Below are 22833 nucleotides of genomic sequence, written 5' to 3'. Positions count from 1 at the left end.
ATAAAAGTTAGTAAGAGAATGAACCAACTAATCTAAACAACGTAGTAGAGAACTCAATCTCTGTAGATAGGTAAGGTAATATAATATTGGATAATTTTAAATTTGCCTTTATGGGTTTAGTCACTAGATTAGAATCTTAGACAAAAAAATAACCCTTTTAATTAAATTTAAGGGTTATTTTTATATTTTTATATAATTATAGTAACATGTCTTTTATTTCCTAGTAAGTACTTTACAGTGTATTCTTTCTGATTATTCATCTACTCCTAGTTGCTCTAACAGGTGTACTATACCTACAACTTTCTTTAGTTCAATCACAAAGCTTATACCAGTTGCTGGTTTATCTAAGCTACAACCTTTCTCTATAGCCTTTAATACCTTTTCTGTTTCTTCTTTTAATATTATTGTTAATACCATTTCCTTTTCAGGTTCAATGGAAAGACCTAATAATTTTTTTTGTTCATGAATACCAGTACCTCTGCCATAAATTACAGTAGCACCTTCAGCCCCAGCCTGTTTTGAGGCTTTAACCACTTTGTCTGCCCAGCCCTTTTTAACGATAGTAACTATTAAATCATGACTATTATATGGCATTTCTATAATTCCTCCTTATCTTTATATAATAGCCCTAAAGCCATAACAGCTATTATAGGAGCTAAAGCTACTAATGCTATAAGACCAAATCCATCTATAACTGCATCTCTACCTGGCATAGTATCTGCTATTCCTATAGCCATTGCCATAATAAATGTTACTGTCATTGGTCCTGTAGCAACCCCACCAGAATCGAAGGCAATGGCAGTAAATTCTGGAGCTGAAAACTTTAACATTAATAATACAATTAAATATCCCGGTATAATAATATAATAAAAAGGTATACCATAAATTATCTTTGCCATACCTAAAGCTACAAATACACCTACACCTAAGGCAAGGGTTAACAAAATAACCATTTCCTTTATATAACCACTTGATGTTTTCTCAACTTCGTAGCTTAAAACCCTAACCGCAGGTTCGGCTATCGTGGCAACAAACCCTAAAACAAATCCTATAGGTATTATTATCCATAACTTTTCAAATCCACCTAATACAGTACCCATCTCCCTACCTGCAGGAAGAAATCCAACATAAACACCTTGTAGAAAAAAGGCTAATCCGAAAAATGTTAATATAAGCCCTATTATTATCCTATATATTTGTTCTCTTTCTAACTTAAGAAAAGCAAATTGAAATATTAAAAACAACACTACTAATGGAGCTAAAGCTTGTGACACTTCTAGTAACACATGGTCAAAACCAGTAAAAATTTGTATATCCATATTACTGAAGAATCACCCCCAGAAGCATAACTGCTATAACAGGCCCTATTGAAGCTAAACCAATTAATCCAAAGCTATCTCCTAAAGTTGATTTACCACCTAAAACAGATGCTACTCCTATACCTAATGCTAATATAAAGGGAACTGTTAATGGACCAGTAGTAACCCCTCCAGCATCAAATGCTATTGGCACAAAATTTGATGGCACTATAAAAGATAATAGTAAAACAAAAACATAGCCTGCTCCTAAGAGATATGCTAATGGTATACCTAAAATTATTCTTAACATTGCTAAACCTACAAATATACCTACACCTAAAGCAACCATAAAGATTAATATTGATTTTGAAATATCACCTTGAGAAACAAATTCCACTTGGTCAGCTAAAATTCTTACATCAGGTTCTGCTACTGTTACTGCAAATCCTAATATAAAAGCTATTGCTATTACTATAACTGCTGAACCCCATTTAGGTATTTCTGCTCCAACTGTCTCCCCTAAAGGTAATAATCCAATTTTTATTCCTAACATAAATAGTATAAGACCAATAGTTACCATAACTGTACCAGCCAAAAAGTGTAAAAAAACATCCATTGGCATACTTATTAAAGAAAACTGCAGTATTATAACTACTATAGTAACAGGCAAAACAGCCTGAACAATTTCAAAAACCGTATCCTTAATATCACCCAGCAACTAACCTACTCCTCCCTACCTATAGAACAGGACCTAGAACAGGGGACGGTTCTCTGTTCTAAGGCTAAGTCCCCTGCCTTAAATCTAAAAATATTATAGCATAAATCTTATTTCTAGATTTGTTTTAATATGTTTCACCTTTTAGCTGTACATCGACCGAAACATTTACATTGATTTTTGCATCTTCTATAAAACCATTATCAATCTTGTCACGAATTTCTTTGCGCCATTTTGCCTGAGCAAATCGGGTTATATCAATACAATCAAACTTATATACGGTTTGCATTTTTTTTATAAACTGTTCACATTCTTCCTTTATATCAGCAGCTAAATTTTTTTCAATTTTTTGCAAATGTTCTTCATTTATCTTTTGTGTACCAGTATGTTCAATTAATTCAGCTTCTTCATAATCAATATCAATAGTAAAAATAAAGGTATCATCTTTTCGTTTTACTGAAACTTTTCTTGAATTTTGGCCTCGGACAGTACCAGTATCAATAATTTTGCCATCTTCTTTTACTACAAAACGTATATATCCAAATGTATCTATACCACGTAAAAGAGACAGTGATCGTGTCTCATCCATATCAATTTTGTCTATTAGTTTATCACTTTTAAAAATTGCAACACCAGATAAAACTACCCGATTATTTTGTACTTTTAATGTTGGTATGACAGGGTTATAACCTATATCATTAATACCTATTCCCAACTCATGTAAAGTAGTAGTTGGTATAAAAGAATGCATTTGACTTACACTTAACATTAAACTTAAAAGCTTTCCTAAACTTTTTTCTTCCTTCTCTTCAAAATGCATAAATTCATCAGCTCGGTCTTCAACTACACCTAACAGTAGGGAATATCTTATTTGGGGAGTACGAAACAAAGTATCAAATACATCACCTACACCTTTTCTTGCTAGTTCTTCACTTATTATTATTGTTTCAAGTCGTCCTAAAACATAGTTACGCCCTGAGGTGTGAGCTAATCTTTGTCTAAATTCGCCTGCATTTAAAAAGTCCTTACTAATTATAATATTATCTCTTTCTGCTTCAGGCTCAATATTAGGGGAAAATGTTGTAACAGTATAATTAAAACGTTTATCCTCAGATATATCATAGGCGGCAACAATAGGAATTATTGCTTCATTTAAATCTTTATAATCCCAACATCCACTGAGAAAGATAAATGCGGGCAACATTATACAAATTAATAACTTACTGTACACCTTTCATCACCTTTTCTTTGCGAATTCCATAAACTACATGGTATAAAATAGGATAACCAATACCAAAAAATAAAAACAAATAGCCTCCATAATAAGCCCAGTTAAGAATTTCTATTATATTTTCGGGAATTTGTGCACCTATATACACAAATAAGCAATAGCCTACTATTATATAAGGATAAAGTTTTATTTTGTTTAATAAATCAGCTATTGAAAACGATGCAGCAAAGCCGAAATTAAATATGGCACGAATTCCCACAGACATACATATAACAAGAAAAAATAACTCTAATCGTTCGAAAACCGGAATATTAATAACTTTTAGAAGTATCATTACTGGCCATATTAAAGCTTGCATGGTTTCAGCTCCAAAAACTAATAGACATGCTAAAACCACTATAATATAAAAAGATATTGTTATAGTTATACCAGTAAATGCTGCTTTTAACACTTCGTCCTTTCTTGTAACCATAGAATAAATTAAAAATAGAATTTCTACACCAAAATATGAGTATAGAGTTACACGTGCAGCTAATACCAAATCACTAATATCAGCTTCTGCAACAGGCAGAAGATTAGTTAAATTTGAATGTTCAAAAACTGGTAAAATAATCATGATTAATGCTATTAAGGATAAATAAAATAGAAATTCATTCATTCTGCCAACTACTTTAGCTCCTTTTATTGCGACATATCCAGATACAATGATAAATAATAAAGAAAGGGCCCAAATCGGCGTTTGAGGTAAAATAAATGTTGTGGTAATTTCGGAACAAATACGCAAAACAATTGCTTGTAAACAAATTATATATAATATAAAAGACAATATAATTACATTTCCTAACCATTTTCCAAAAATTAAAAAAGTCATTTGAACAAAACTTTGAGTAGGGAAGTTGCGGTGTAATCTTTCTATCATAAAAATTGAAAATAAGGGAACAAGGCCACCTATAATTACGGGAATCCAAGCATCTTGTCCTACTTCAGTAGATGTTACTTGGGGTAGATTGTAATTTACCGTAGTTACCATGCAACCAATAATAATAAAAATTAATTGTTTGCTTGTTATAACAAAATCTGATTTTTTCAACAACTATTTATCCCTACCTTTATTTCTTATATCATTTATATCCTGGTGAGGTATTGTTACAGGACGCTTTTTTATGCTCCAAATAAAATTACGAATATAAGTATCTTGCTTCAAATCTCTATAGCGGGTAGGAGCTATAGGTGATAGATATGGAACCCCAAAACTATTTAAACTCATAAGGTGAGCTATCATTAGAAACATAGCCAAAGAATAACCTAAGATACCAAAAAAAGAAGAGAGTATCAAAAAAGGTAGTCTTATAATACGACTAGCTAATATTAAGCTACCGGTGGGTAAAGCAAATGTAGCAATAGCAGTTATTGCCACTACCATAATTACCGCTGGACTAGCTAAATTAGCAGCTATAGCGGCTTGCCCTAAAATAATACCGGCTACAACACCTACTGTTTGCCCAACAGTAGTAGGCATTCGTAATCCTGCTTCTATTATTAGTTGTATTATTAGTTCAAAAATAAGTAGTTCTAAAAGAACAGGAAAAGGAACTTGGACTCTAGCCTGAATAAGAGGGACAATAAGGCCATCAGGTATTAATGCAGGGTGATAAGCTGTTAATGCAACATATATTGCTGGAAAAGATATAGCAATAAAAAATGCAAAAATACGAGTTAGTCGTGTAAAAGATCCGCCTAAAGTTCTTTCATAATAATCTTCAGATGCTTGAAAATATTCTATAAATAAACTAGGCATAGATAAAGCTGTTGGTGAACCATCTGTTAATACAACTATACGTCCTTCTGCTAGTAATGCAGCTGCTTTATCAGGTCGTTCAGTAGTTCTTATTTGAGCAAAAAGTGAATATGAATTATCTTCTATCATTTGTTCTATATAACTACCTTCAAAAACATTATCTATATCAATATTGTTAATGCGTTTTTTTACTTCTGTTACTATTTTAGGATCAGCTATGTCTTTAATATATAAAATAGCTACTTGGGTCCGGCTACGTTGTCCTACTATGGTTTTTTCCACAACTAAATTAGGATCTTTTAAACGCCTTCTGATAAGTGGTAAGCTTATATCAAGAATTTCAGAAAACCCTTCTTTATTACCTCGTAAGGATTTTTCTGTAGTAGGTTCTTCTATTCCCCGAAACTCGCCACCATGAATATCAAAAACCAAAGCTTCGTCAAGTCCATCACATAACAGAACTGTCATTCCATCAAATATATGATTAATTATAGTTTGTAAGTTATTAGACTTTTGTATATTTCCTACCGCTATAGTGGTATGAGAAATTTGATCTATAATTGTTTTATCCAGTGGTGTTTGGTAGCTATTGTTTAAAATTAAAGGTTTAATTATATTGTCGTGGAGATATTGATCATTTGCTATCCCTTCTATATAAATAATAACTGCCTTTATATTGAATGCTTTAATATATAACTCACGATATATAATATCATGGTTAGTTTCTAAATACGGTTTTAGTAATTCTAATTTTTCATTTAAAGGAAGAGGCAACTTAATCTCTTCATTAGATAACATAATATCAGTATTATTATCTTGCTGGTTTTTTGCATTCTTTTTGCCTAACTTACGCATAAAAATCTCCCTAGAAGTTTTTTTTATATTTCCCCAAAAATTGATAGTTTATGTGGAGTAATAAATAACTAGAGAGACAAAACGAGTCAAAGGGGACGGTTCCTTTTGACTCAGCATAAAAGCACTAAATGAAATAAATATCTATATTATAAATATAGATGGTTTATAATTAAATTTAAATTAAATCCAAATCTTAAATATATAATAACACCAGAAGGGGGGGAAATAGAGTTGAGGGTTTTAAAAATATTTGCCTTATTGATAATGTCTGTCACCTTAATTGTAACCGGCTTTTTTTATCAGCTTGGTATGGGAATAGAGAGAACAGTACTTAACATTAATTATTATCATAACCTAAATAATGAAGTACAACTTTCTTCTCATATTCATCAAGGCTTACAGGAAGTAATGCCAGAAATGATGCTTGAAGGCATGCATGAAGAAGCTAATGAAGAAATATCTAAGGAAATGGTAGCAGAAACAAAAGAACGTCTTTCAATAATAGTACAAGGTTTTGCCCAGGTATTCGATGAAAAATGGTTAGAAGAACAATTATTAATAGTAATAAATGATGTGTTAGCCTTAATAAAAGGGGAGCAAGAAGAGATAGCAGCTGTAATTAGCATAAGTGAGGGTAAGGAACAATTGGGGCCACACCTGGTCCAATACCTAGAAAAGATTCCTCCTGAGCAACTTAAACAAATGGAAATGCAACCAGAAATGGTTAAATATATGGTGGAAGACATTTTTGTAGAAATCCCTGATGAGATTGTACTAGGTGAGGTAATAGAAGCTCAAGGTATGACACAAGAAGCTAATGAAGCCATATCTAAAGTACAGCTTTTTAAAAGTGGTTTTAACTTTGTTCCATATATTCTCTTTGCCTTGATTATAGCAGGTTTATATCTAATAGTAGGTTTTCCTAGGGTATTAACATGGTTTGGCACATTAGCTATAATATCAGCAGTAATTTTTGTTACAGGAGTAATGCTATTTAGAAACGTAGTTGTAGAGCAAGTTACCTTTCATAGTATTGAAAGCCCAATTAGTACAGATGCACTTATAAATACTATAAATTATACTGTTAATAACATCTATGCCATACCGCTTTCTACTGTGATAATAGGGATAATACTAATCTTTGGAGGACTTTTAATTACAAAAATAAATGATTCCAAAAACTGAGTCAAAAGGAACCGTCCCCTTTGACTCGCCTTTGACTTATATTGTTATAACCTTACCTGCGGTTATCATTTTTTCTGAAATGGTGTACATGTTGCCTATATTTCCGACCATTAATTTATCCTGAAGCTTATAGAAGTCTAAGCAAGTGCCACAAGAAATTATTTCTACACCTTGATCTTCCATTATTTCTATGTTTTTAATTAAATCAGAACCTTCCGTAGTTAAAAGCACTCCACTATTCATAAAGATTATGCACTTTATTTCATTAGCAATTTGAGATAGTGAGTACATATAGCTTTTCATTAGTATATTCCCTAATTCATCATCACCTTTTCCAAAAACATTACTAGTTATAAGTATGACAGTATTACTTATTTCATCCATATCAGTAGTAGCTGAAAACTCTTCTTTCAATATGTTAATATAATACTCTCCACTTTTTTCATTTATTTCACTTGTTAAATTTAAGCTATTTATATATTTTGTTACATTTTCTAATGCAATTTTATTATCAACAATTGTTATTATTTCTTCTGTCCCACTATCTTCAAGGGCTTTTTTGGTTAATACTACGGGTTGTGGACATGATAGCCCTCTTGCATCTACAGTTATTTTCAAAACTTTTCACCCCTTATCGTAATTAGTTTAACACAAACGGTCATATTTCATTTAAAATAACAATAATGATTTTTATAAATTGTCTTGAAAAAAAGAGGAATTTATTAATAAATAGCGAATAAAAATTTGTCATAGGTGGTCTGACCATCAGGACATCTATTTAGTTGAAAGTGAGGTCAAGAATGCATTCAGTTTTAGCCAACAACAGAGCAATTATCATAACAGGTGGTTTTGGTAGTGGTAAAAGTGAGTATGCAATAAACCTAGCGCTTGAAAGTGCATCTATAGATGATCTGCAAACTACAATAGTGGATTTAGATTTGGTAAATGCCTATTTTAGAAGTCGAGAGGCTAAAGATTTACTTGCAAAACATGGAGTTAACGCTTTAGTTCCCTCTGATGATGTTTTCTTTTCAGATCTACCTATTGCCGGTCCCGGTGTTAGGGAAACAATAAAAAATACTGATAACCGGTTAATACTGGATGTTGGTGGAGATGATATGGGAGCTACTGCATTAGCCAGTTATTGTGAGGATATTAGCAGAATTGAGCACCTTATGCTTATGGTTGTTAATCCATTTAGGCCTTTTACTAAGGATATAAAAGGTATAGAGCAAATGATAGTTGATATTGAGTACTCATCTAGATTAAAGATTCATGGTCTAATAAGCAACCCTAATATAGGACCAGGTACTAAACTAGAGCAGATTTTAGATAAACACCAAGTAGTAATAGACGCTGGAAAAAATTTTAATTTACCAGTATATGAATTAGCTATTTTTAAGGAGCTTTATAAAAAACATTCTAGTGAATTAGATAGAATGGATATTGATATAAAGCCCATAGAAATATATTTATCACCACAATGGTTAGTGAAACAGTTAAAGGAGGATTAGAAGTCTAGTGGCAAAAGTAAAATTTCAAATTGAACGCTGTAAAGGTTGCGGGCTTTGTGTAGAGTACTGTGCAAAGAAAATTATCTCCCTAAGTGATGAAATGAATAGTCTGGGTTATAATTTCCCTGTTGTTGAAGACATGGAGTTATGCAATGGATGTGCTATATGTGCATTGATGTGTCCAGATGTAATTATTGAGGTAGAGGGGGATTAACAAATGAGTGAATTAGTATTGATGAAAGGAAATGAAGCTATCGGCGAAGCTGCCATAAAGGCTAACTGTCGTTACTTCTTTGGATATCCAATTACACCACAAACTGAAGTACTTGAACACTTAGGACGTAGACTTCCTGAAGAAGGTGGATCTTATGTTCAAGCAGAAAGTGAAATATCTGCTATAAATATGGTATTTGGCGCAGCATCTGCTGGAGCAAGAGTTATGACTGCATCATCAAGTCCCGGTATATCATTAATGCAAGAGGGTATTTCCTATATAGCTTCTGCACAATTGCCAGCAGTAATTGTAAACATAATGAGAGGTGCTCCGGGTTTAGGTGGAATACATCCTTCACAAGCTGATTATACCCAGTCAGTTAAAGGTGGAGGTCACGGAGATTATAAACTAATAGTGCTAGCTCCATCTTCAGTACAAGAACTTATAGATTTTACTATACTATCATTTGAGTTAGCAGAAAAATATCGTACACCTGTAGTTTTATTTGGAGATGGTATGCTTGGGCAAATGATGGAGCCTGTGGTAATACCTGAAATAAAGCCTGTTCCAATAGATAGACCTTGGGCAACTACAGGTATGGGAGATAGAGATAAACCTAATATTGTTCATACTCTCTATTTGCCAACTGAGCAATTAGAAGATCATTGTAATATGCTTTTTGATAAATATCAGGTAATTGAGCAAGAAGAAAAAAGATCACAAGATTTCTTTACAGAAGATGCGGAGATATTATTAGTTTCTTTTGGCATTGCTAGCAGAGTTACAAAGGCAGCAGTAGAAATGGCACGCGAAAATGGTATAAAAGCAGGGCTATTTAGACCTATTACTCTTTGGCCATTTCCTGATGAAGCATTAAAAAATGCTGCTAAAAATGCAAAGCTTGTAATTAGTTCTGAAATAAATATGGGTCAAATGATTGAAGATGTTCGATTAACATTAGGTAATCAAATACCTATTGAATTATTTAATCGTATAGGTCAGGTACCTACTCCTGACGAAATATTTGAATTTATTAAGAAACAAGCCGGGGAGGTGCTAAAGTAATGGCAAAAGGATATAAGAGACCATCCACATTAATAGACAGACCATGGCACTTTTGTCCTGGCTGCAATCATGGAATAATACATCGTTTATGTGCCGAAGTAGTAGAAGAAATGGGAATGCAAAAAACAACTATTGGTGTAGGCTCTGTTGGTTGTGGAGTATTTTCATATAATTATTTTAATTTTGATGGCATTGGACCCTCTCATGGCAGAGCCCCTGCAGTAGCAACTGGTGTAAAAAGAGTTCATCCTGATAAATTAGTTTTCACCTATCAAGGTGATGGTGACCTTGCCGCAATAGGCACAACTGAAATGGTTCACTCTGCAGTTAGAGGTGAGAACATAACTATAATATTTGTAATAAAACTGTTTATGGTATGACTGGTGGTCAAATGGCCCCAACTACTTTAATGGGTCAGGTAACTACAACTACACCTAGAGGTAGAACTCGTGAGCAAGCTGGATACCCACTCAAAGCTGCTGAAATGTTAGCTACAGTAGATGGTTCAGCATATATTGCACGTACAGCAGTATATAGTCCTGCTCAAGTTACAAAAACCAAAAGAGCTATTAAAAAAGCCTTTGAAGCACAAATGGCTGGACTAGGATTTAGTATGGTTGAAATATTATCAACTTGCCCTACTAACTGGGGCATGAACCCATTAAAGGCAATTAAACATGTTGAAGAAAACATGGTACCTGTATACCCTCTGGGAGAATTTAAAATCCCAGCGAAAGAAAATAAATAATATGTAATAAATAAGAGGTGAAAAGTATGAAAAAAGAAATTACTTTTGCTGGTTTTGGTGGTCAAGGCGTTCTAACAATGGGATTGTTTTTAGCTAATGCTGGAATGAGTGAAAAGAAAAAGGTTTCTTATGTACCAGCATATGGTGCAGAAATGCGAGGAGGTACAGCAAACTGTACTGTTATAATTTCTGATAAGGAAATTAGTTCTCCTGTTGTTGCTTATCCAGAAATAGTAGTAGCAATGAATCATCCATCTTTAGAAAAATTTGAACCAAAGGTAAAAAAAGGTGGACTTTTACTAGTGAATAAATCTCTTGTTAAGAGAGAAGTTGAAAGAAATGATATAACATCTTTGATGATTCCTACACAAGAATTAGCTTCAGAAGCTGGGCTTGCTCGTGGTTCAAATATGGTTATGCTAGGTGCATTACTTCATCTTAATAATATAATTAATAATGAAAACATTCATGATTATCTCATTAAGACATTTAAAGGAAAATATCTTGACAAAATGCCTCTTAACATGGCAACTATAGAAGCAGGAATGAAGTATGTAAAAGAATTCAAAGAAAAAAACATAGCTGTTTAAATGATCCCAAATATAACATAAAGCAGGTGTTTGATCATAAGCTTTAAACCTATAAAAACCAAAAAAATCTATGAAGAGATAGTTGAACAGTTAAAAGCTATGATAACCATGGGGCAACTTAGACCTGGGGATAAACTGCCATCAGAACGAGAAATGGTTGAATCTCTGGGTGTAAGTCGTGCTTCAGTTAGAGAAGCTTTAACCTCACTTGAAGCTATAGGCATTCTTGATATAAGACCTGGAGAAGGTACTTTTGTAAGACAAACAAGTAATTCTGAAACATTTGGTCCACTTGCATTAGTACTTGCTGTAGAACAAAATCCAGGTGCTCAAATGATGGAAGTCCGCCGAGTTTTAGAAACAGAATGTGCTGCTTTAGCGGCTACAAGAGCAACTGAAGAAAACTTAAAAAATATTTCTGATAGTCTTGAAAAAATGAAATCAGCAAAAACTGTTACTGAAGCTGTAGCTTTCGATTTGCGATTTCATTTTGCTATTGCAGAGGCAACACAAAACACTATTCTCTTAAGAATGATGAATACAATTGCTGATTTAATGCACAATACTTTTAGAACCAACAGAGAAAAACTATATGCCAAACAAGGACATGCACCAAAAATAATTAGTGAACACCATGAAATACTTCAAGCTATTAAAGAAAGAAAAGCCGAAAAAGCAAGACAAAAAATGTTAGAACATATTAACAACATAGAATCCGGAATTCAACTTGATATAAATTTAGATAAATAAGAGACAAGGTGACGCCAGACCGTCCCCTTTGTCTCGGTCTGGCGTCACCTTGTCTCAGTCTATCATTCCCATTGAACGATACATTTCTTCTGTTACTTCGCCTGTTATATCTAATCCATTCCATGCTTGATAGTATTTTACTGTGAATTCTGTCATGTTTCCAAATCTGCCATCAGCATTATCAAATACATATCCTAATTCTTTTAATTGACTTTGAACGTAAACCACATCTTGACCTGACATTTTCTTAGTTAGTTTCCTAGGCTTAAAATCTCCAGGAAAAAGTTTGCCATCTTCTACTATTCTAACTCTTGTACCATAAGGTATTTGTGGATATAATTCTTCTACATCTCGATTAAACATACGAATACAACCATGTGATGCAGCTGTTCCTATTGAGCCTGGTTTATTGGTACCATGAATTCCATATATGCCCCAGGGGACATTTAAGCCCATCCATCTAGTTCCAAATCCGCTTCCCCAGTTTAATCCTTTGTGTACTATTTTCCATTCTCCAAGGGGTGATGGAGTCTTGCTTTTTCCTACTGCACATGGATATTTTTTAAAAAATTCTCCATTCTTATAAACTGTTAATGTTTTATGAACTGTATCAATCTCAATTAGCATTTTTGCTTGTTCTTCTTCAATATTATCACTGGCTATTACAGCACTTGGTTGCATTGATTTTTCAAACATTAATTCCCAAACTTCTTGAGTTACTATACCATCAGCTTCTATTGAGTTAGCTATTTGAAAAAGTTTAACTCTTTCCTTTGTTTTACTATCAAAAACACTAGTTGGTTTAATATCGTGACCAAGCTCACTTAGCCTTTCTTGTAATAACAATACAGCATCACCTTGCATTGCTGGTTCTGCTATTGAAAGTACTGGAAAATCTGTTCTATCAATTGCTTGAGCATGACTGTCATTTATAAAAATGAATGTACATAATATAGCTATTGTTATAGCAGTTATTAAACGAGCCATGTTGACCTCCTTTTATAATTGCAATAATCACTTTAAATATTTTACCCCTTAGAATGAAAAATATTTAATTAATTATAAATATATATAAAATCAAAAAAGTAGAATTAAATATTGCTAAATAAAATTAGTAATTTTTTCTAAGTTAAAAATATCCATTTAATTCAACTGCAAAAAATAGTTACAACAAATTAATATTATTAAATTTAAATAAATGAACTAAAAAAGGCATGTATTTTTAATGTAAAAATGCATAATCCATGCTCTTACATTAAAATACATGCCTTTTTTATTAAAACTAGATAATCTTTGTTAAAAGCCCTTGCTGATTATTATTGACTTACAGCATTTTTATACTCACTAACAAGATTTTCCATTAATTCTTTAACTGATATTATTTCATTAGTTTTGTAAGCATTTTTTCCTGCAAATGCAAATCCATATTTAAATTTTCCTCTTTGGGCATTAATCAAAGTTATAGCTATACAATAAGGACTATTTTGGTAGTCACATGTTTTAATACAGTGATATGGACACTTGAAAGGTGTTTTCACTCCTTTATTGACATCCTCAATAAATTTATTTGTTAAAGCTCTTCCAGGCATTCCTACTGGACTTTTAATAATTACAGTATCATTTTCTGTACTGTTTATGTAAGCTTCTTTAAACTCGGTAGCTGCATCACATTCGTGTGTAGTTACGAATCTAGTGGCCATTTGTACACCAGAAGCACCTAATTGTAATACCTTTGCAATATCTTCTCCGGAATAAATCCCTCCAGCAGCTATTACTGGAATAGATTTGTTATATTTCTCTTCGTAATTCTTAACATCTTTTACAACTTCAGGAACTAATTTTTCAAGGCTATAGTTAGGGTTATCAATTTCCTCTTGTTTAAACCCTAGATGACCACCAGCTTCTGGCCCCTCAACCACTATGGCATCTGGGAGATAATCATACTTTTCTACCCATCTTTTACAAATAAGACTTGCAACTCGTGCTGTGGATATTATAGGCACTAGTTTAGTTTTACCTGTACTTCCCTTTAAATATTGTGGAAGAGTAAGTGGAAGTCCGCCACCTGCAAAAATTACATCTACCTCTTCCTCTATGGAGGTTTTTACCATATCAGAAAAGTTAGATAAGGCTACCATAATATTAACTCCAATGACTCCATCAGAGATTTCTCTAGCTTTGCGTATTTCACTTCTAAGACGTCTTATACTAGCTTCAATATAATTTGAATGTCCATCAGGTTCAAGCATCCCTATTCCTGCTGCTGCAATTACCCCAATTCCTCCTTCTTTAGCTACAGCGGAAGCTAAACCAGATAAAGAAATCCCTACCCCCATTCCTCCTTGTACAATTGGAATTTTTGTTTTTATATCTCCTATTTTTAGTCCTTCTAAAAAATTCATACTATATCCCCTTTTCAAAGTCTTTACATTCCTTAAAATAATAACAAATTCAATAATAAATAACAAATAATACTGTATTTTTTTAACCTTTTTAATTAGTTTTTTTGTTATTTTTCGCCCATTTCCTTTTTATATCTCAATTGCCCTAATAAGCAAAATATTCTGAAAATTTGTTGACATGGTATTATGTCTCGTGTAAAAATAAAGGGTAACGTTCAAAGTCAAATATGTTATAATTTGGAAGTTTTTTTAAAAACCCAATAAATTGGAGGGTGGAGGTTCTGATGGGAGCTGAAATCTTAGGTATAGGTTACCATTTACCTGATAAAATACTAAATAATAAAGATTTAGAAAAAATGTTAGATACAAGTGAATCCTGGATAGTTGAGAGAACAGGAATTCATGAACGAAGAATTGCTGATGATAATCAAGCTACATCTGACTTAGCATTTTTAGCTGCTCAGAATGCTTTATCAAAAGCAAATGTTGATCCTATGCAGTTGGATTTAATTATCTGTGCAACGGCTACACCAGATAAGCTTTTTCCTTCTACTGCTTGTATTTTACAGGATCGCTTAGGGGCATCTAATGCAGCAGCATTTGATCTAAGTGCAGCGTGTACTGGATTTATATATGCATTAACAGTTGCCGAAAAGTTTTTATCATCACCAGATCATTCATACATATTAATTATTGGAGCAGAAGCTTTATCCAAAGTTTTAGACTATACGGAAAGAAATGTAAGTATTTTATTTGGGGATGGAGCTGGTGCTGCAGTAATTGGAAAATCTAAAGGTACAGATGATAATAGTATTTTACAAAGTTACATAGGTTCCGATGGTAGCGGTCATGGTCTGTTACACCTTCCTGCAGGCGGTTCAGCTTTGCCCGCAAGCAATGAAACGATAAATGACCGACTTCACTATATGAAAATGAATGGGAATGAAGTATTTCGCTTTGCTACTAAAGTAATGGTTGATGTAAGTACAAAGTTATTGGATATGGCAAATTTAAAACCTGAGCAAGTAGATCTTTTCATTCCTCATCAAGCTAATATTAGGATTATCAAAACTGCTATGAAGCGAATAAATATACCTGAACACAAAACATTTATAAATATTGATCGCTGTGCTAATATGTCTGCTGCTTCAATACCAGTAGCACTTGCGGAAGCAGAAGAAAGGCAGCTTATAAAAAAAGGTGATATACTCTTATTGGTTGGTTTTGGAGCTGGACTAACTTATGGGGGTACACTGCTTCGCTGGAGGGGTAATTAAAATGCAATTAAATACAAAGGTTTGTGATTTACTTAACATTCAATATCCAATTTTACAAGGTGGAATGGCCTGGATTGCCGGCGGACGCCTTGCTGGAGCAGTATCAGAAGCAGGTGGTCTTGGAATTATCGGTAGTGGAAATACACCAGCTTCTTGGTTAAAAGAGGAAATAAAAGTTGCTCGAGAATCTACTTCCAAAAATTTTGGAGTAAATCTAATGCTAACTAGTCCTTATCTAGAAGAAAATTTACAGCTTACTATTGAAGAAAAAATACCTGTTGTTACTACAGGTGGCGGAAATCCTGGATTATATATGAAAACATTTAAAGAAGCAGGAATTAAAGTTATACCTGTTGTAGCTTCAGTAGCACTTGCTCGACGCCTTGAACGCTTAGGAGCTGATGCATTGATAGTTGAGGGAGCAGAATCAGGTGGACATATAGGCGAAATGAGTACCATGTGTTTGGTTCCAATGGTAGCTGATGAGGTTAAAATTCCTATTATTGCCGCTGGTGGTATCTTTGATGCAAGAGGTTTAGTAGCTGCTTTAGCACTAGGAGCTCAAGGTGTACAAATAGGTACACGTTTTATATGTACACCAGAAGCAAAGGTACACCAAGCTTATCAAAATAAAGTTATTAAAGCTAAAGATCGCTCTACAGTAATATGTGGTCAAGGTACTGGTCATCCTGTAAGAGCAATACAAAATAATTTTAGTAGAGAATTTATAAAAGCTGAAAAAGATGGCATAGGTAAAGAAGAACTACAAACCCTTGGAAAAGGTAGATATCCTCTTGCTGCAGTTGACGGAGATGTAGAACAAGGTTCTATTCTAGCAGGCCAAATTTCAGCTTTAGTAAAAGAAATACAGCCAAGTTCAGAGGTTGTAAAAGAGATAATTCAAGAAAGTAAAGAATTATTAACGAAATTAGGTGAATTTTAATGGTAAAATTAGGGTTTGTTTTTCCAGGACAAGGTTCACAAGTTACAGGTATGGGAAAAGAACTTGCTGATAATTTTGAAGAAGCTGCAAAAATATATACAGAAGCAGATAAATTAGCTCCTTATAAGATTAGTTCTATATGTTTTGATGGACCACAAGAATTATTAGACCAAACTGAGTATTCACAACCAGCAATTCTTGTGACCAGCCTAGCTTGTTTAGCTGTGGCTCAAAAACATGGATTATCAGCTCAGGCAATGGCTGGACTTAGTTTAGGAGAATACACTGCTCTAGTAGCTTCCGGCTCTTTAACTATTGAAGAAGCTTTACCACTTGTAATGAAAAGGGCTCAATTAATGCAAAAAGCTGTACCAGAAGGAAAAGGAGCAATGGCTGCTGTTATGGGTTTAGATATCAATATAGTTGAAGAAGCTTGTAATAATACTACAGGCATAGTTCAAATTGCTAATTATAATTGTCCAAAACAACTGGTTTTATCTGGCGAAAAAGAAGCTATTGACGAAGTATCAAGCTTACTCAAAGATAATGGGGGTAGAATTAGGCCACTAAGCATAAGTGTTCCTTCACACAGCCCCTTGATGAAACAATGCTCAGAAGATTTTAAAGCAGAGTTAAATACAGTTAAATTTAAAGAATCATCAACTATGGTTTTTTCTAATGTTAATGCTAGTACAAATTCTAATTCTGATTTAGTAGATATTTTGGCTCAACAACTTTATAGTCCTGTACTTTGGGAACAAAGTATACGTAATATGATGAAAAATATTGATTACATTGTAGAGATTGGACCAGGTTCTAGTCTTTCAGGTCTAATTAAAAAAATAGATAAGAACATAGTTTTAGGTCAAATTAATAATTTGAAATCTCTTGAAAAGACATTGGAAAGGATTGGTAAATTATGAGCACAAAAACTGCAATAGTAACAGGAAGTTCAAGAGGTATTGGACGTTCTATTGCTATTAATTTAGCTTCTAATGGTTACCAAGTAGTAGTCAACTACAAAGATAGTAATGATATTGAACAAGCTAAAGAAGTATTAAAGAAAATTGAAAATACTGGTAGTAAGGGTTTACTATGTGAAGCAAATGTAGCTACAGCCGAGGGAGCTTCAACACTGGTATCCCAAACTATTGATAGTTTTGGAAGTGTAGATATATTAGTAAATAATGCAGGTATAGCAAAAGATCAACTATTTTTAAGAATGACTGAAGAGCAATGGAAGGAAACTATTGATACTAATTTATCCTCAGCATTTTACTGTACAAAAGCAGTTATAAAGCATATGATGAAAAAGCGATTTGGTAGAATTATAAATATTTCTTCTGTTGTTGGTTTATCTGGCAATGTGGGGCAATCTCATTATGCTGCTTCTAAAGCCGGATTGCTAGGATTTACGTATTCACTAGCTAAAGAATACGGTCCCCGTGGAATCACAGCTAATGTAGTAGCACCAGGATATATAGAAAGTGATATGACTAAAAATATACCTGAAGAAGCAAGCTCAAAATTAATAGAGAAGATTCCGGTTGGTAGGTTAGGAAAACCAGAAGATGTTGCAAATTTAGTCGCATTTTTAGTATCACCAAAGGCTTCTTATATAAACGGACAGAGCATTCAAGTAGATGGAGGGTTGTCTTTTTAGTTGTATTAGATTACATAATATTTTTTAATTTTAAAATATATTAAAACTTGGTTATACTCATATTAGTAAAAATTTATTAAATTAAAAATTATTAAGGAGGTATTTTCAATGTCAATATTTGAAACAGTTAAAGAAGTAATAGTAGAGGTGAAAGATATTCCAACTGAAAAGATTCTTTTAGAATCTAAATTTGAAGAGGATTTAGAAGCAGATTCTCTAGATGTAGTAGAAATGATAATGCTATTAGAGGAAAAATACGACATCGTAATTCCTGAAGATGTTGCTGAAACATTAAAAACTGTAAAAGACGTAGTTGATTATATTGAAGGACAAGTATCATAAGAGGTGATAATTTGAATAATCGTAGAGTTGTTATCACTGGCTTAGGAACCATATGCCCTATTGGAAGCAATTTAAAAGATTTTTGGAGCAATTTAACTGCAGGAAAAACTGGGATTGGTTTAATTGAGCGCTTTGATACAACAGACTATCCAACCAAAATTGCAGCCGAAGTAAAAGATTTTAATGCGAAAGAATATATGCCAAGAACAGAAGCTAGAAGAATGGATTTATTTATCCAATATGCTTGTGCAGGTACTCGACTAGCATTAGAAGACGCTAATCTAAACTCTGATAAATTCGACCCAAATCGTACTGGTGTTTTAGTAGGAGCAGGTGTAGGAGGCTTAGAAGCCTTAGAAAAACAGCATTCAATACTGCAAAAAAAAGGAGTAGGTGGTATAAGTCCATTTTTTATTCCTATGTTTATACCTAATATGGCTTCAGGTCAAATATCTATTATGTTTGGAGCTCGAGGCCCAAGCAGTTGTTCTGTAACTGCATGTGCAACAGCAACAAATTCAATAGGAGATGCCTTTAAACTAATTCAAAACAATTCAGTTGATGTAATGATATGTGGAGGTACTGAAGCACCTATTACGCCTTTAAGTATTGCAGGGTTCTGCTCAATGAAAGCATTATCTACTCGCAATGACGAACCAGAAAAGGCATGTCGCCCTTTTGATGTTGACCGAGATGGATTCGTTATGGGAGAAGGGTCTGCAGTTTTTATTATTGAGGAATTGGAACATGCCTTAAATAGAGGTGCACAAATTTATGCTGAAATAATTGGTTATGGCAGTAGTTCAGATGCGAATCATATGGTGCAACCTGATCCTGAAGGAGAAGGAGCTGCTCGTGCTATGACAATGGCACTTAATGATGCAAATTTAAATCCAGAAGATGTTAATTATATTAATGCTCATGGCACTGGTACTCATTTCAATGATATTGTGGAAACCAAAGCAATAAAAACTGTTTTTAAAGAACATAGTTATAATATGGCAATAAGTTCAACAAAGGCAGCAACCGGACATATGATGGGAGCCGCAGGAGCAATTGAATTACTTGCTACTGTTTTATCATGTAAAAATGATTTAGTTCCCCCAACATTAAATTTAGATAATCCAGATCCAGAATGTGACTTAAATTATGTTAAAAATGAATCTAAACAAACAAGTATTACTTCAGCTATCTCTCAATCTTTAGGATTTGGAGGGCATAATGCCGTTGTAGCCATTAAAAAATTTGTTCAGTAAGGGAGTTATAAATGGATATAAATAAAATAATGGAAATACTTCCACATCGTTATCCTTTTCTTCTCGTTGACAAAATAATAGAATTAGTTCCTGGTGAAAAAGCGGTAGGGATTAAAAATTTGACTATAAATGAACCTTTTTTTGCAGGACATTTTCCCGGTAGACCTATTATGCCTGGAGTACTGATGATAGAGTCCATGGCACAAGTTGGTGCTTGTGCACTTTTGGGTCAAGAAAAATACCAAGACAAACTAGCCTTTTTGGCTGGAGTTGATAACATGAGGTTTAAGCGTTTAGCTGTTCCAGGTGACCGCTTAGTTATTACAAGTAATGTTGTAAGAGTTAAAGGAAACTTTGGTAAATTTTCAGCACAAATCAAAATTGATGATGAATTAATCTGTCAAGGTGATCTTATGTTTGGTATGGAAAAATCAAATTAATGAGGTATATATATGGTCAAGTTTAATAACCCATTAGGTAAGAAAACTAAATATATAGATGTTCCATCAGCAGAAAAAAAAGTATCAACAGATGAATCACAAGGTAATTTTTGTTGCCCTAAATGTTCAGTGTTAATGTCAGAAGCACAAAAAAGCAAAAATAATCACCACTGCCCCAATTGTAAACACCACTTTGCTTTAAATGCATTACAAAGAATAATTTATCTATGTGATTCAAACTCATTTGAGGAAACTAATAGCAATCTTTGTTCCCAAAATATCCTTGATTTTCCTGATTACAATGAAAAGCTTGATGAAGCTAAACAAGAAACTGGTTTAAGTGAAGCTATAATTACTGGGAAAGCACAAATAGGTGGCTGTGATGTTGTTATTGGAGCTATGGATACACGTTTCATAATGGGAAGTATGGGCTCAGTAGTAGGTGAAAAAATATTACTTTCTATAGAGGATGCCATTGATAATTCACTTCCTTTAATATTAATTTGTTCTTCAGGTGGTGCCAGAATGCAGGAAGGAATAATATCCCTTATGCAAATGGCTAAAACTAGTGCAGCCTTAAACCGATTGCATGAAGCAGGCTTACTTTATATTTCTATACTTACTCATCCAACTACAGGTGGAGTAACCGCAAGTTTTGCTTCACTTGCTGATATTATAATAGTTGAGCATGGAGCCCAAGTCGGATTTACAGGCCCTAGAGTAATAAGCCAAACTATTAATAAAAAACTACCTGAGCATTTTCAAGGCTCTAAGTTTTTATTAGAACACGGAATGGTCGACCTAGCAGTTTCTCGTGAACAAATGCGACAAACACTTTCGCAATTATTATGGTTACATCAAGGGGGATAAAATGGGTCAAACTAGAACAGAACTGGAATTAACTTATCAATTAATTGAAGAAAAAATAGAAGAACTAAAAAAGCTTTCTAGTAACTTACAGTATAGTTGTACTGATGAAATCACTGCTTTAGAAAACAAACTCAAAGAGATAAAGAAAGAACATTTAAAAAGTCTTTCCGCGTGGGAAAAAGTTGTTATATCAAGGAGTTTAAATAGGCCTATGACTAGTGATTATATAAAAGTACTTTTTGATGGTTGGGTAGAATTACATGGAGATAGACATTTTGGAGACGATCCTGCCATAATTGGGGGTTTAGCTTATTTTAATAATACCCCTGTTACGGTAATAGGTCATCAAAAAGGCAAAAATACTAAGGAAAACATAAAATATAATTTCGGGATGCCTCATCCAGAAGGATTTCGTAAAGCTAATCGACTTTTATTGCAAGCTGAAAAATTTAAACGTCCAGTAATCACCTTTATTAATACTCCTGGAGCTTATCCAGGTGAAAAGGCTGAAGAACGTGGGCAGGCTTGGGCTATCTCGCAATCGCTTCTTTGTATGAGCTCCTTAAAAGTGCCTATTATTTCTGTTTTTATAGGTGAAGGTGGAAGTGGTGGAGCTTTAGCTCTTTCAGTTGCTGATAGAACCATTATGCTTTCTAATTCAGTTTTTTCTATCGCTTCTCCAGAAGCATGTGCTTCCATTTTGTTTAAAGATATAAGTAAAGCTCCTGAAATAGCTGCTTCATTAAAATTAACAGCAAGCGATTTAAAAGAACTAGAAATTATTGATGAAATAATTGAAGAACCTACAATCGAAAACATTTTAGAAGACCAAGAATTTGTATCATCAATTCGTAACTGTATAACTAATCATCTAGATAGCTTAATGGTAGAAGATTTTAATACACTACCTATAAAACGATATGAAAAATTAAAACTTATTGGAAATTATTAAAAATTAAAATGATTGTCCATGAATTATTTGTTTTAAAAAAGGACTAATTTGTTTAACACAATTAAATGTTATAGCAAATTAGTCCTTATTAAATTTAAACTAACTACTTATAGGTTTGACCAAATTTTTCCACATGCACAAACTCACTTAACTCTTTTCTTGGGGGGGCTTTTCCTTCTTTTGCCGGATAACCTACGGGAATTATTTCAACCGGCTCTATGTCTTCAGGTAATCCTAAAAATTCGCCTGTTTTTTTATGATCAAAGCTTCCTATGTTAACTGTTCCTAATCCAAGAGAATGAGCAGCTAAGCATAAATTCTGGCAAGCTATTCCAGCATCAAACAAATACCAATTATCTCCCTGTACTGTTTGCGCCTCGCCTCTTTTAAACCCAGATATTCCTTTTTTACCACATACAACAACAACTAATGGTGCCTGTAAAACCCCTTTAGTTGCAGGATTGTTTTCAGTAAGTAATTCTACCAATTTTTCTTTACTAGCTTGTTCTTTAACAATTACTACTTCCCAACATTGAGTATTAGCCCATGAGGGTGACCAACGTATAGCTTCAAGAAGTTGAGTTAGTACATCATCTGGTATTGGTTGATCTGTAAATCTTCTAATGCTTCTTCTAGTTTTTATACATTCTAGAGTATTCAATATAAAACCTCCCAATTGAAAATTAGTTTTATTTTGTTAATTAAATAAATTATAACATATTTGA

At 33.4% G+C, this 22833-nt stretch carries 25 protein-coding genes and 1 pseudogene; 16 read left to right on the top strand and 10 right to left on the bottom strand.

The features are described 5' to 3' along the window. Positions 1 to 252 precede the first annotated feature (252 nt). From SYNTR_RS00680 to SYNTR_RS00655, 6 genes are all read right to left on the bottom strand, one after another. Positions 253 to 594: a P-II family nitrogen regulator gene (locus tag SYNTR_RS00680; protein WP_156202697.1), complete on the bottom strand. Its 342-nt coding sequence runs from the start codon at positions 592 to 594 to the stop codon at positions 253 to 255. 2 nt (positions 595 to 596) lie between these two features. Beyond that, entirely contained in the window at positions 597 to 1319 is a 723-nt protein-coding gene (locus SYNTR_RS00675) for a DUF1538 domain-containing protein (protein WP_156202696.1), read from the bottom strand. Position 1320: 1 nt separating this feature from the next. Then, positions 1321 to 2016 (bottom strand): DUF1538 domain-containing protein, encoded by a 696-nt coding sequence (locus SYNTR_RS00670; protein ID WP_243140203.1) that lies wholly within the window; start codon positions 2014 to 2016, stop codon positions 1321 to 1323. A gap of 124 nt (positions 2017 to 2140) precedes the next feature. Next, entirely contained in the window at positions 2141 to 3217 is a 1077-nt protein-coding gene (locus SYNTR_RS00665) for a Ger(x)C family spore germination protein (RefSeq protein ID WP_156202695.1), read from the bottom strand. A gap of 16 nt (positions 3218 to 3233) precedes the next feature. After that, positions 3234 to 4337 carry a GerAB/ArcD/ProY family transporter gene (locus SYNTR_RS00660; protein ID WP_156202694.1) on the bottom strand — a complete coding sequence of 368 codons (1104 nt, stop codon included), beginning with the start codon at positions 4335 to 4337 and terminating at the stop codon, positions 3234 to 3236. Beyond that, on the bottom strand, positions 4338 to 5897 hold the full coding sequence (locus SYNTR_RS00655; RefSeq protein WP_156202693.1) for a spore germination protein: 1560 nt from the start codon (positions 5895 to 5897) through the stop codon (positions 4338 to 4340). A 231-nt stretch (positions 5898 to 6128) separates the two neighbouring features. On the opposite strand from SYNTR_RS00655, the gene SYNTR_RS00650 reads away from it, so the two are divergent. Continuing rightward, positions 6129 to 7082 (top strand): hypothetical protein, encoded by a 954-nt coding sequence (locus SYNTR_RS00650; RefSeq protein WP_156202692.1) that lies wholly within the window; start codon positions 6129 to 6131, stop codon positions 7080 to 7082. 36 nt (positions 7083 to 7118) lie between these two features. Here the strand turns inward: SYNTR_RS00650 and yedF are convergent, their stop codons facing one another. Continuing rightward, positions 7119 to 7700, bottom strand: a complete 582-nt coding sequence (gene yedF / locus SYNTR_RS00645) for a sulfurtransferase-like selenium metabolism protein YedF (protein WP_156202691.1) — start codon at positions 7698 to 7700, stop codon at positions 7119 to 7121. A gap of 182 nt (positions 7701 to 7882) precedes the next feature. Between yedF and SYNTR_RS00640 the strand changes: the two genes are divergently transcribed. The 6 genes and pseudogenes from SYNTR_RS00640 (at position 7883) to SYNTR_RS00615 (ending at position 11963) form a co-directional block, all read left to right on the top strand. Further along, entirely contained in the window at positions 7883 to 8596 is a 714-nt protein-coding gene (locus SYNTR_RS00640; RefSeq protein WP_156202690.1) for a hypothetical protein, read from the top strand. Between the two features lie 7 nt (positions 8597 to 8603). Next, the gene (locus SYNTR_RS00635; protein ID WP_156202689.1) at positions 8604 to 8810 is read left to right on the top strand and encodes a 4Fe-4S dicluster domain-containing protein; all 207 of its coding nucleotides are present in this window, start codon (positions 8604 to 8606) and stop codon (positions 8808 to 8810) included. A 3-nt stretch (positions 8811 to 8813) separates the two neighbouring features. Further along, positions 8814 to 9875 (top strand): 3-methyl-2-oxobutanoate dehydrogenase subunit VorB, encoded by a 1062-nt coding sequence (locus SYNTR_RS00630; protein WP_156202688.1) that lies wholly within the window; start codon positions 8814 to 8816, stop codon positions 9873 to 9875. Then, a pseudogene (locus tag SYNTR_RS00625) lies at positions 9875 to 10623 on the top strand (thiamine pyrophosphate-dependent enzyme). The gene SYNTR_RS00630 and the pseudogene SYNTR_RS00625 overlap by 1 nt, the downstream one beginning before the upstream one ends. Positions 10624 to 10649: 26 nt before the next feature. Next, positions 10650 to 11213 carry a 2-oxoacid:acceptor oxidoreductase family protein gene (locus SYNTR_RS00620; RefSeq protein WP_156202687.1) on the top strand — a complete coding sequence of 188 codons (564 nt, stop codon included), beginning with the start codon at positions 10650 to 10652 and terminating at the stop codon, positions 11211 to 11213. 30 nt (positions 11214 to 11243) lie between these two features. Next, a complete protein-coding gene (locus SYNTR_RS00615; RefSeq protein ID WP_156202686.1) occupies positions 11244 to 11963 on the top strand; it encodes a FadR/GntR family transcriptional regulator in 720 nt (239 codons plus the stop codon). Positions 11964 to 12017: 54 nt separating this feature from the next. On the opposite strand, the gene SYNTR_RS00610 is transcribed toward SYNTR_RS00615, so the two are convergent. Together SYNTR_RS00610 and SYNTR_RS00605 are read right to left on the bottom strand one after the other, a co-directional pair. Then, the gene (locus tag SYNTR_RS00610) at positions 12018 to 12950 is read right to left on the bottom strand and encodes a peptidoglycan-binding protein (protein ID WP_156202685.1); all 933 of its coding nucleotides are present in this window, start codon (positions 12948 to 12950) and stop codon (positions 12018 to 12020) included. A 329-nt stretch (positions 12951 to 13279) separates the two neighbouring features. After that, positions 13280 to 14365 carry an NAD(P)H-dependent flavin oxidoreductase gene (locus tag SYNTR_RS00605; RefSeq protein WP_156202684.1) on the bottom strand — a complete coding sequence of 362 codons (1086 nt, stop codon included), beginning with the start codon at positions 14363 to 14365 and terminating at the stop codon, positions 13280 to 13282. Positions 14366 to 14649: 284 nt separating this feature from the next. Between SYNTR_RS00605 and SYNTR_RS00600 the strand changes: the two genes are divergently transcribed. The 9 genes from SYNTR_RS00600 (at position 14650) to SYNTR_RS00560 (ending at position 22108) form a co-directional block, all read left to right on the top strand. Continuing rightward, positions 14650 to 15642, top strand: coding sequence for a beta-ketoacyl-ACP synthase III (locus SYNTR_RS00600; RefSeq protein WP_156202683.1), 993 nt, complete (start codon positions 14650 to 14652; stop codon positions 15640 to 15642). A 1-nt stretch (position 15643) separates the two neighbouring features. Continuing rightward, on the top strand, positions 15644 to 16585 hold the full coding sequence (gene fabK, locus SYNTR_RS00595) for an enoyl-[acyl-carrier-protein] reductase FabK (RefSeq protein WP_156202682.1): 942 nt from the start codon (positions 15644 to 15646) through the stop codon (positions 16583 to 16585). Further along, a complete protein-coding gene (gene fabD, locus SYNTR_RS00590; RefSeq protein ID WP_156202681.1) occupies positions 16585 to 17508 on the top strand; it encodes an ACP S-malonyltransferase in 924 nt (307 codons plus the stop codon). The genes fabK and fabD overlap by 1 nt, the downstream gene beginning before the upstream one ends. Continuing rightward, on the top strand, positions 17505 to 18248 hold the full coding sequence (gene fabG / locus SYNTR_RS00585) for a 3-oxoacyl-[acyl-carrier-protein] reductase (protein ID WP_156202680.1): 744 nt from the start codon (positions 17505 to 17507) through the stop codon (positions 18246 to 18248). Before fabD ends, fabG begins: the two co-directional genes overlap by 4 nt. Before the next feature lie 108 nt (positions 18249 to 18356). Then, positions 18357 to 18590 carry an acyl carrier protein gene (gene acpP, locus SYNTR_RS00580; protein ID WP_156202679.1) on the top strand — a complete coding sequence of 78 codons (234 nt, stop codon included), beginning with the start codon at positions 18357 to 18359 and terminating at the stop codon, positions 18588 to 18590. An 11-nt stretch (positions 18591 to 18601) separates the two neighbouring features. Next, a complete protein-coding gene (fabF, locus tag SYNTR_RS00575; protein ID WP_156202678.1) occupies positions 18602 to 19846 on the top strand; it encodes a beta-ketoacyl-ACP synthase II in 1245 nt (414 codons plus the stop codon). Positions 19847 to 19857: 11 nt separating this feature from the next. After that, positions 19858 to 20286: a 3-hydroxyacyl-ACP dehydratase FabZ gene (fabZ, locus tag SYNTR_RS00570; RefSeq protein WP_156202677.1), complete on the top strand. Its 429-nt coding sequence runs from the start codon at positions 19858 to 19860 to the stop codon at positions 20284 to 20286. Positions 20287 to 20298: 12 nt separating this feature from the next. Then, positions 20299 to 21156 (top strand): acetyl-CoA carboxylase, carboxyltransferase subunit beta, encoded by an 858-nt coding sequence (accD, locus tag SYNTR_RS00565; protein WP_156202676.1) that lies wholly within the window; start codon positions 20299 to 20301, stop codon positions 21154 to 21156. A gap of 1 nt (position 21157) precedes the next feature. Continuing rightward, positions 21158 to 22108 (top strand): acetyl-CoA carboxylase carboxyltransferase subunit alpha, encoded by a 951-nt coding sequence (locus SYNTR_RS00560; RefSeq protein WP_156202675.1) that lies wholly within the window; start codon positions 21158 to 21160, stop codon positions 22106 to 22108. Positions 22109 to 22211: 103 nt separating this feature from the next. Here the strand turns inward: SYNTR_RS00560 and SYNTR_RS00555 are convergent, their stop codons facing one another. Beyond that, on the bottom strand, positions 22212 to 22769 hold the full coding sequence (locus tag SYNTR_RS00555; RefSeq protein ID WP_197079134.1) for a nitroreductase family protein: 558 nt from the start codon (positions 22767 to 22769) through the stop codon (positions 22212 to 22214). Positions 22770 to 22833 lie beyond the last annotated feature (64 nt).

Source organism: Candidatus Syntrophocurvum alkaliphilum (assembly GCF_009734445.1).
Taxonomy (GTDB): Bacteria; Bacillota; Syntrophomonadia; order Syntrophomonadales; family Syntrophomonadaceae; genus Syntrophocurvum; species Syntrophocurvum alkaliphilum.
This window is presented reverse-complemented; position numbering and strand designations above follow the sequence as displayed.

Coding starts and splice junctions, on each gene's coding strand:
- fabG (WP_156202680.1), top strand. CDS start 17,505: ATGAGCACAAAAACTGCAATAGTAACAGGAAGTTCAAGAGGTATTGGA.
- SYNTR_RS00600 (WP_156202683.1), top strand. CDS start 14,650: ATGGGAGCTGAAATCTTAGGTATAGGTTACCATTTACCTGATAAAATA.
- SYNTR_RS00630 (WP_156202688.1), top strand. CDS start 8,814: ATGAGTGAATTAGTATTGATGAAAGGAAATGAAGCTATCGGCGAAGCT.
- SYNTR_RS00560 (WP_156202675.1), top strand. CDS start 21,158: ATGGGTCAAACTAGAACAGAACTGGAATTAACTTATCAATTAATTGAA.
- accD (WP_156202676.1), top strand. CDS start 20,299: ATGGTCAAGTTTAATAACCCATTAGGTAAGAAAACTAAATATATAGAT.
- fabZ (WP_156202677.1), top strand. CDS start 19,858: ATGGATATAAATAAAATAATGGAAATACTTCCACATCGTTATCCTTTT.
- SYNTR_RS00655 (WP_156202693.1), bottom strand. CDS start 5,897: ATGCGTAAGTTAGGCAAAAAGAATGCAAAAAACCAGCAAGATAATAAT.
- SYNTR_RS00605 (WP_156202684.1), bottom strand. CDS start 14,365: ATGAATTTTTTAGAAGGACTAAAAATAGGAGATATAAAAACAAAAATT.
- fabK (WP_156202682.1), top strand. CDS start 15,644: ATGCAATTAAATACAAAGGTTTGTGATTTACTTAACATTCAATATCCA.
- SYNTR_RS00665 (WP_156202695.1), bottom strand. CDS start 3,217: ATGTTGCCCGCATTTATCTTTCTCAGTGGATGTTGGGATTATAAAGAT.
- acpP (WP_156202679.1), top strand. CDS start 18,357: ATGTCAATATTTGAAACAGTTAAAGAAGTAATAGTAGAGGTGAAAGAT.
- SYNTR_RS00610 (WP_156202685.1), bottom strand. CDS start 12,950: ATGGCTCGTTTAATAACTGCTATAACAATAGCTATATTATGTACATTC.
- fabD (WP_156202681.1), top strand. CDS start 16,585: ATGGTAAAATTAGGGTTTGTTTTTCCAGGACAAGGTTCACAAGTTACA.
- SYNTR_RS00680 (WP_156202697.1), bottom strand. CDS start 594: ATGCCATATAATAGTCATGATTTAATAGTTACTATCGTTAAAAAGGGC.
- SYNTR_RS00675 (WP_156202696.1), bottom strand. CDS start 1,319: ATGGATATACAAATTTTTACTGGTTTTGACCATGTGTTACTAGAAGTG.
- SYNTR_RS00640 (WP_156202690.1), top strand. CDS start 7,883: ATGCATTCAGTTTTAGCCAACAACAGAGCAATTATCATAACAGGTGGT.
- SYNTR_RS00620 (WP_156202687.1), top strand. CDS start 10,650: ATGAAAAAAGAAATTACTTTTGCTGGTTTTGGTGGTCAAGGCGTTCTA.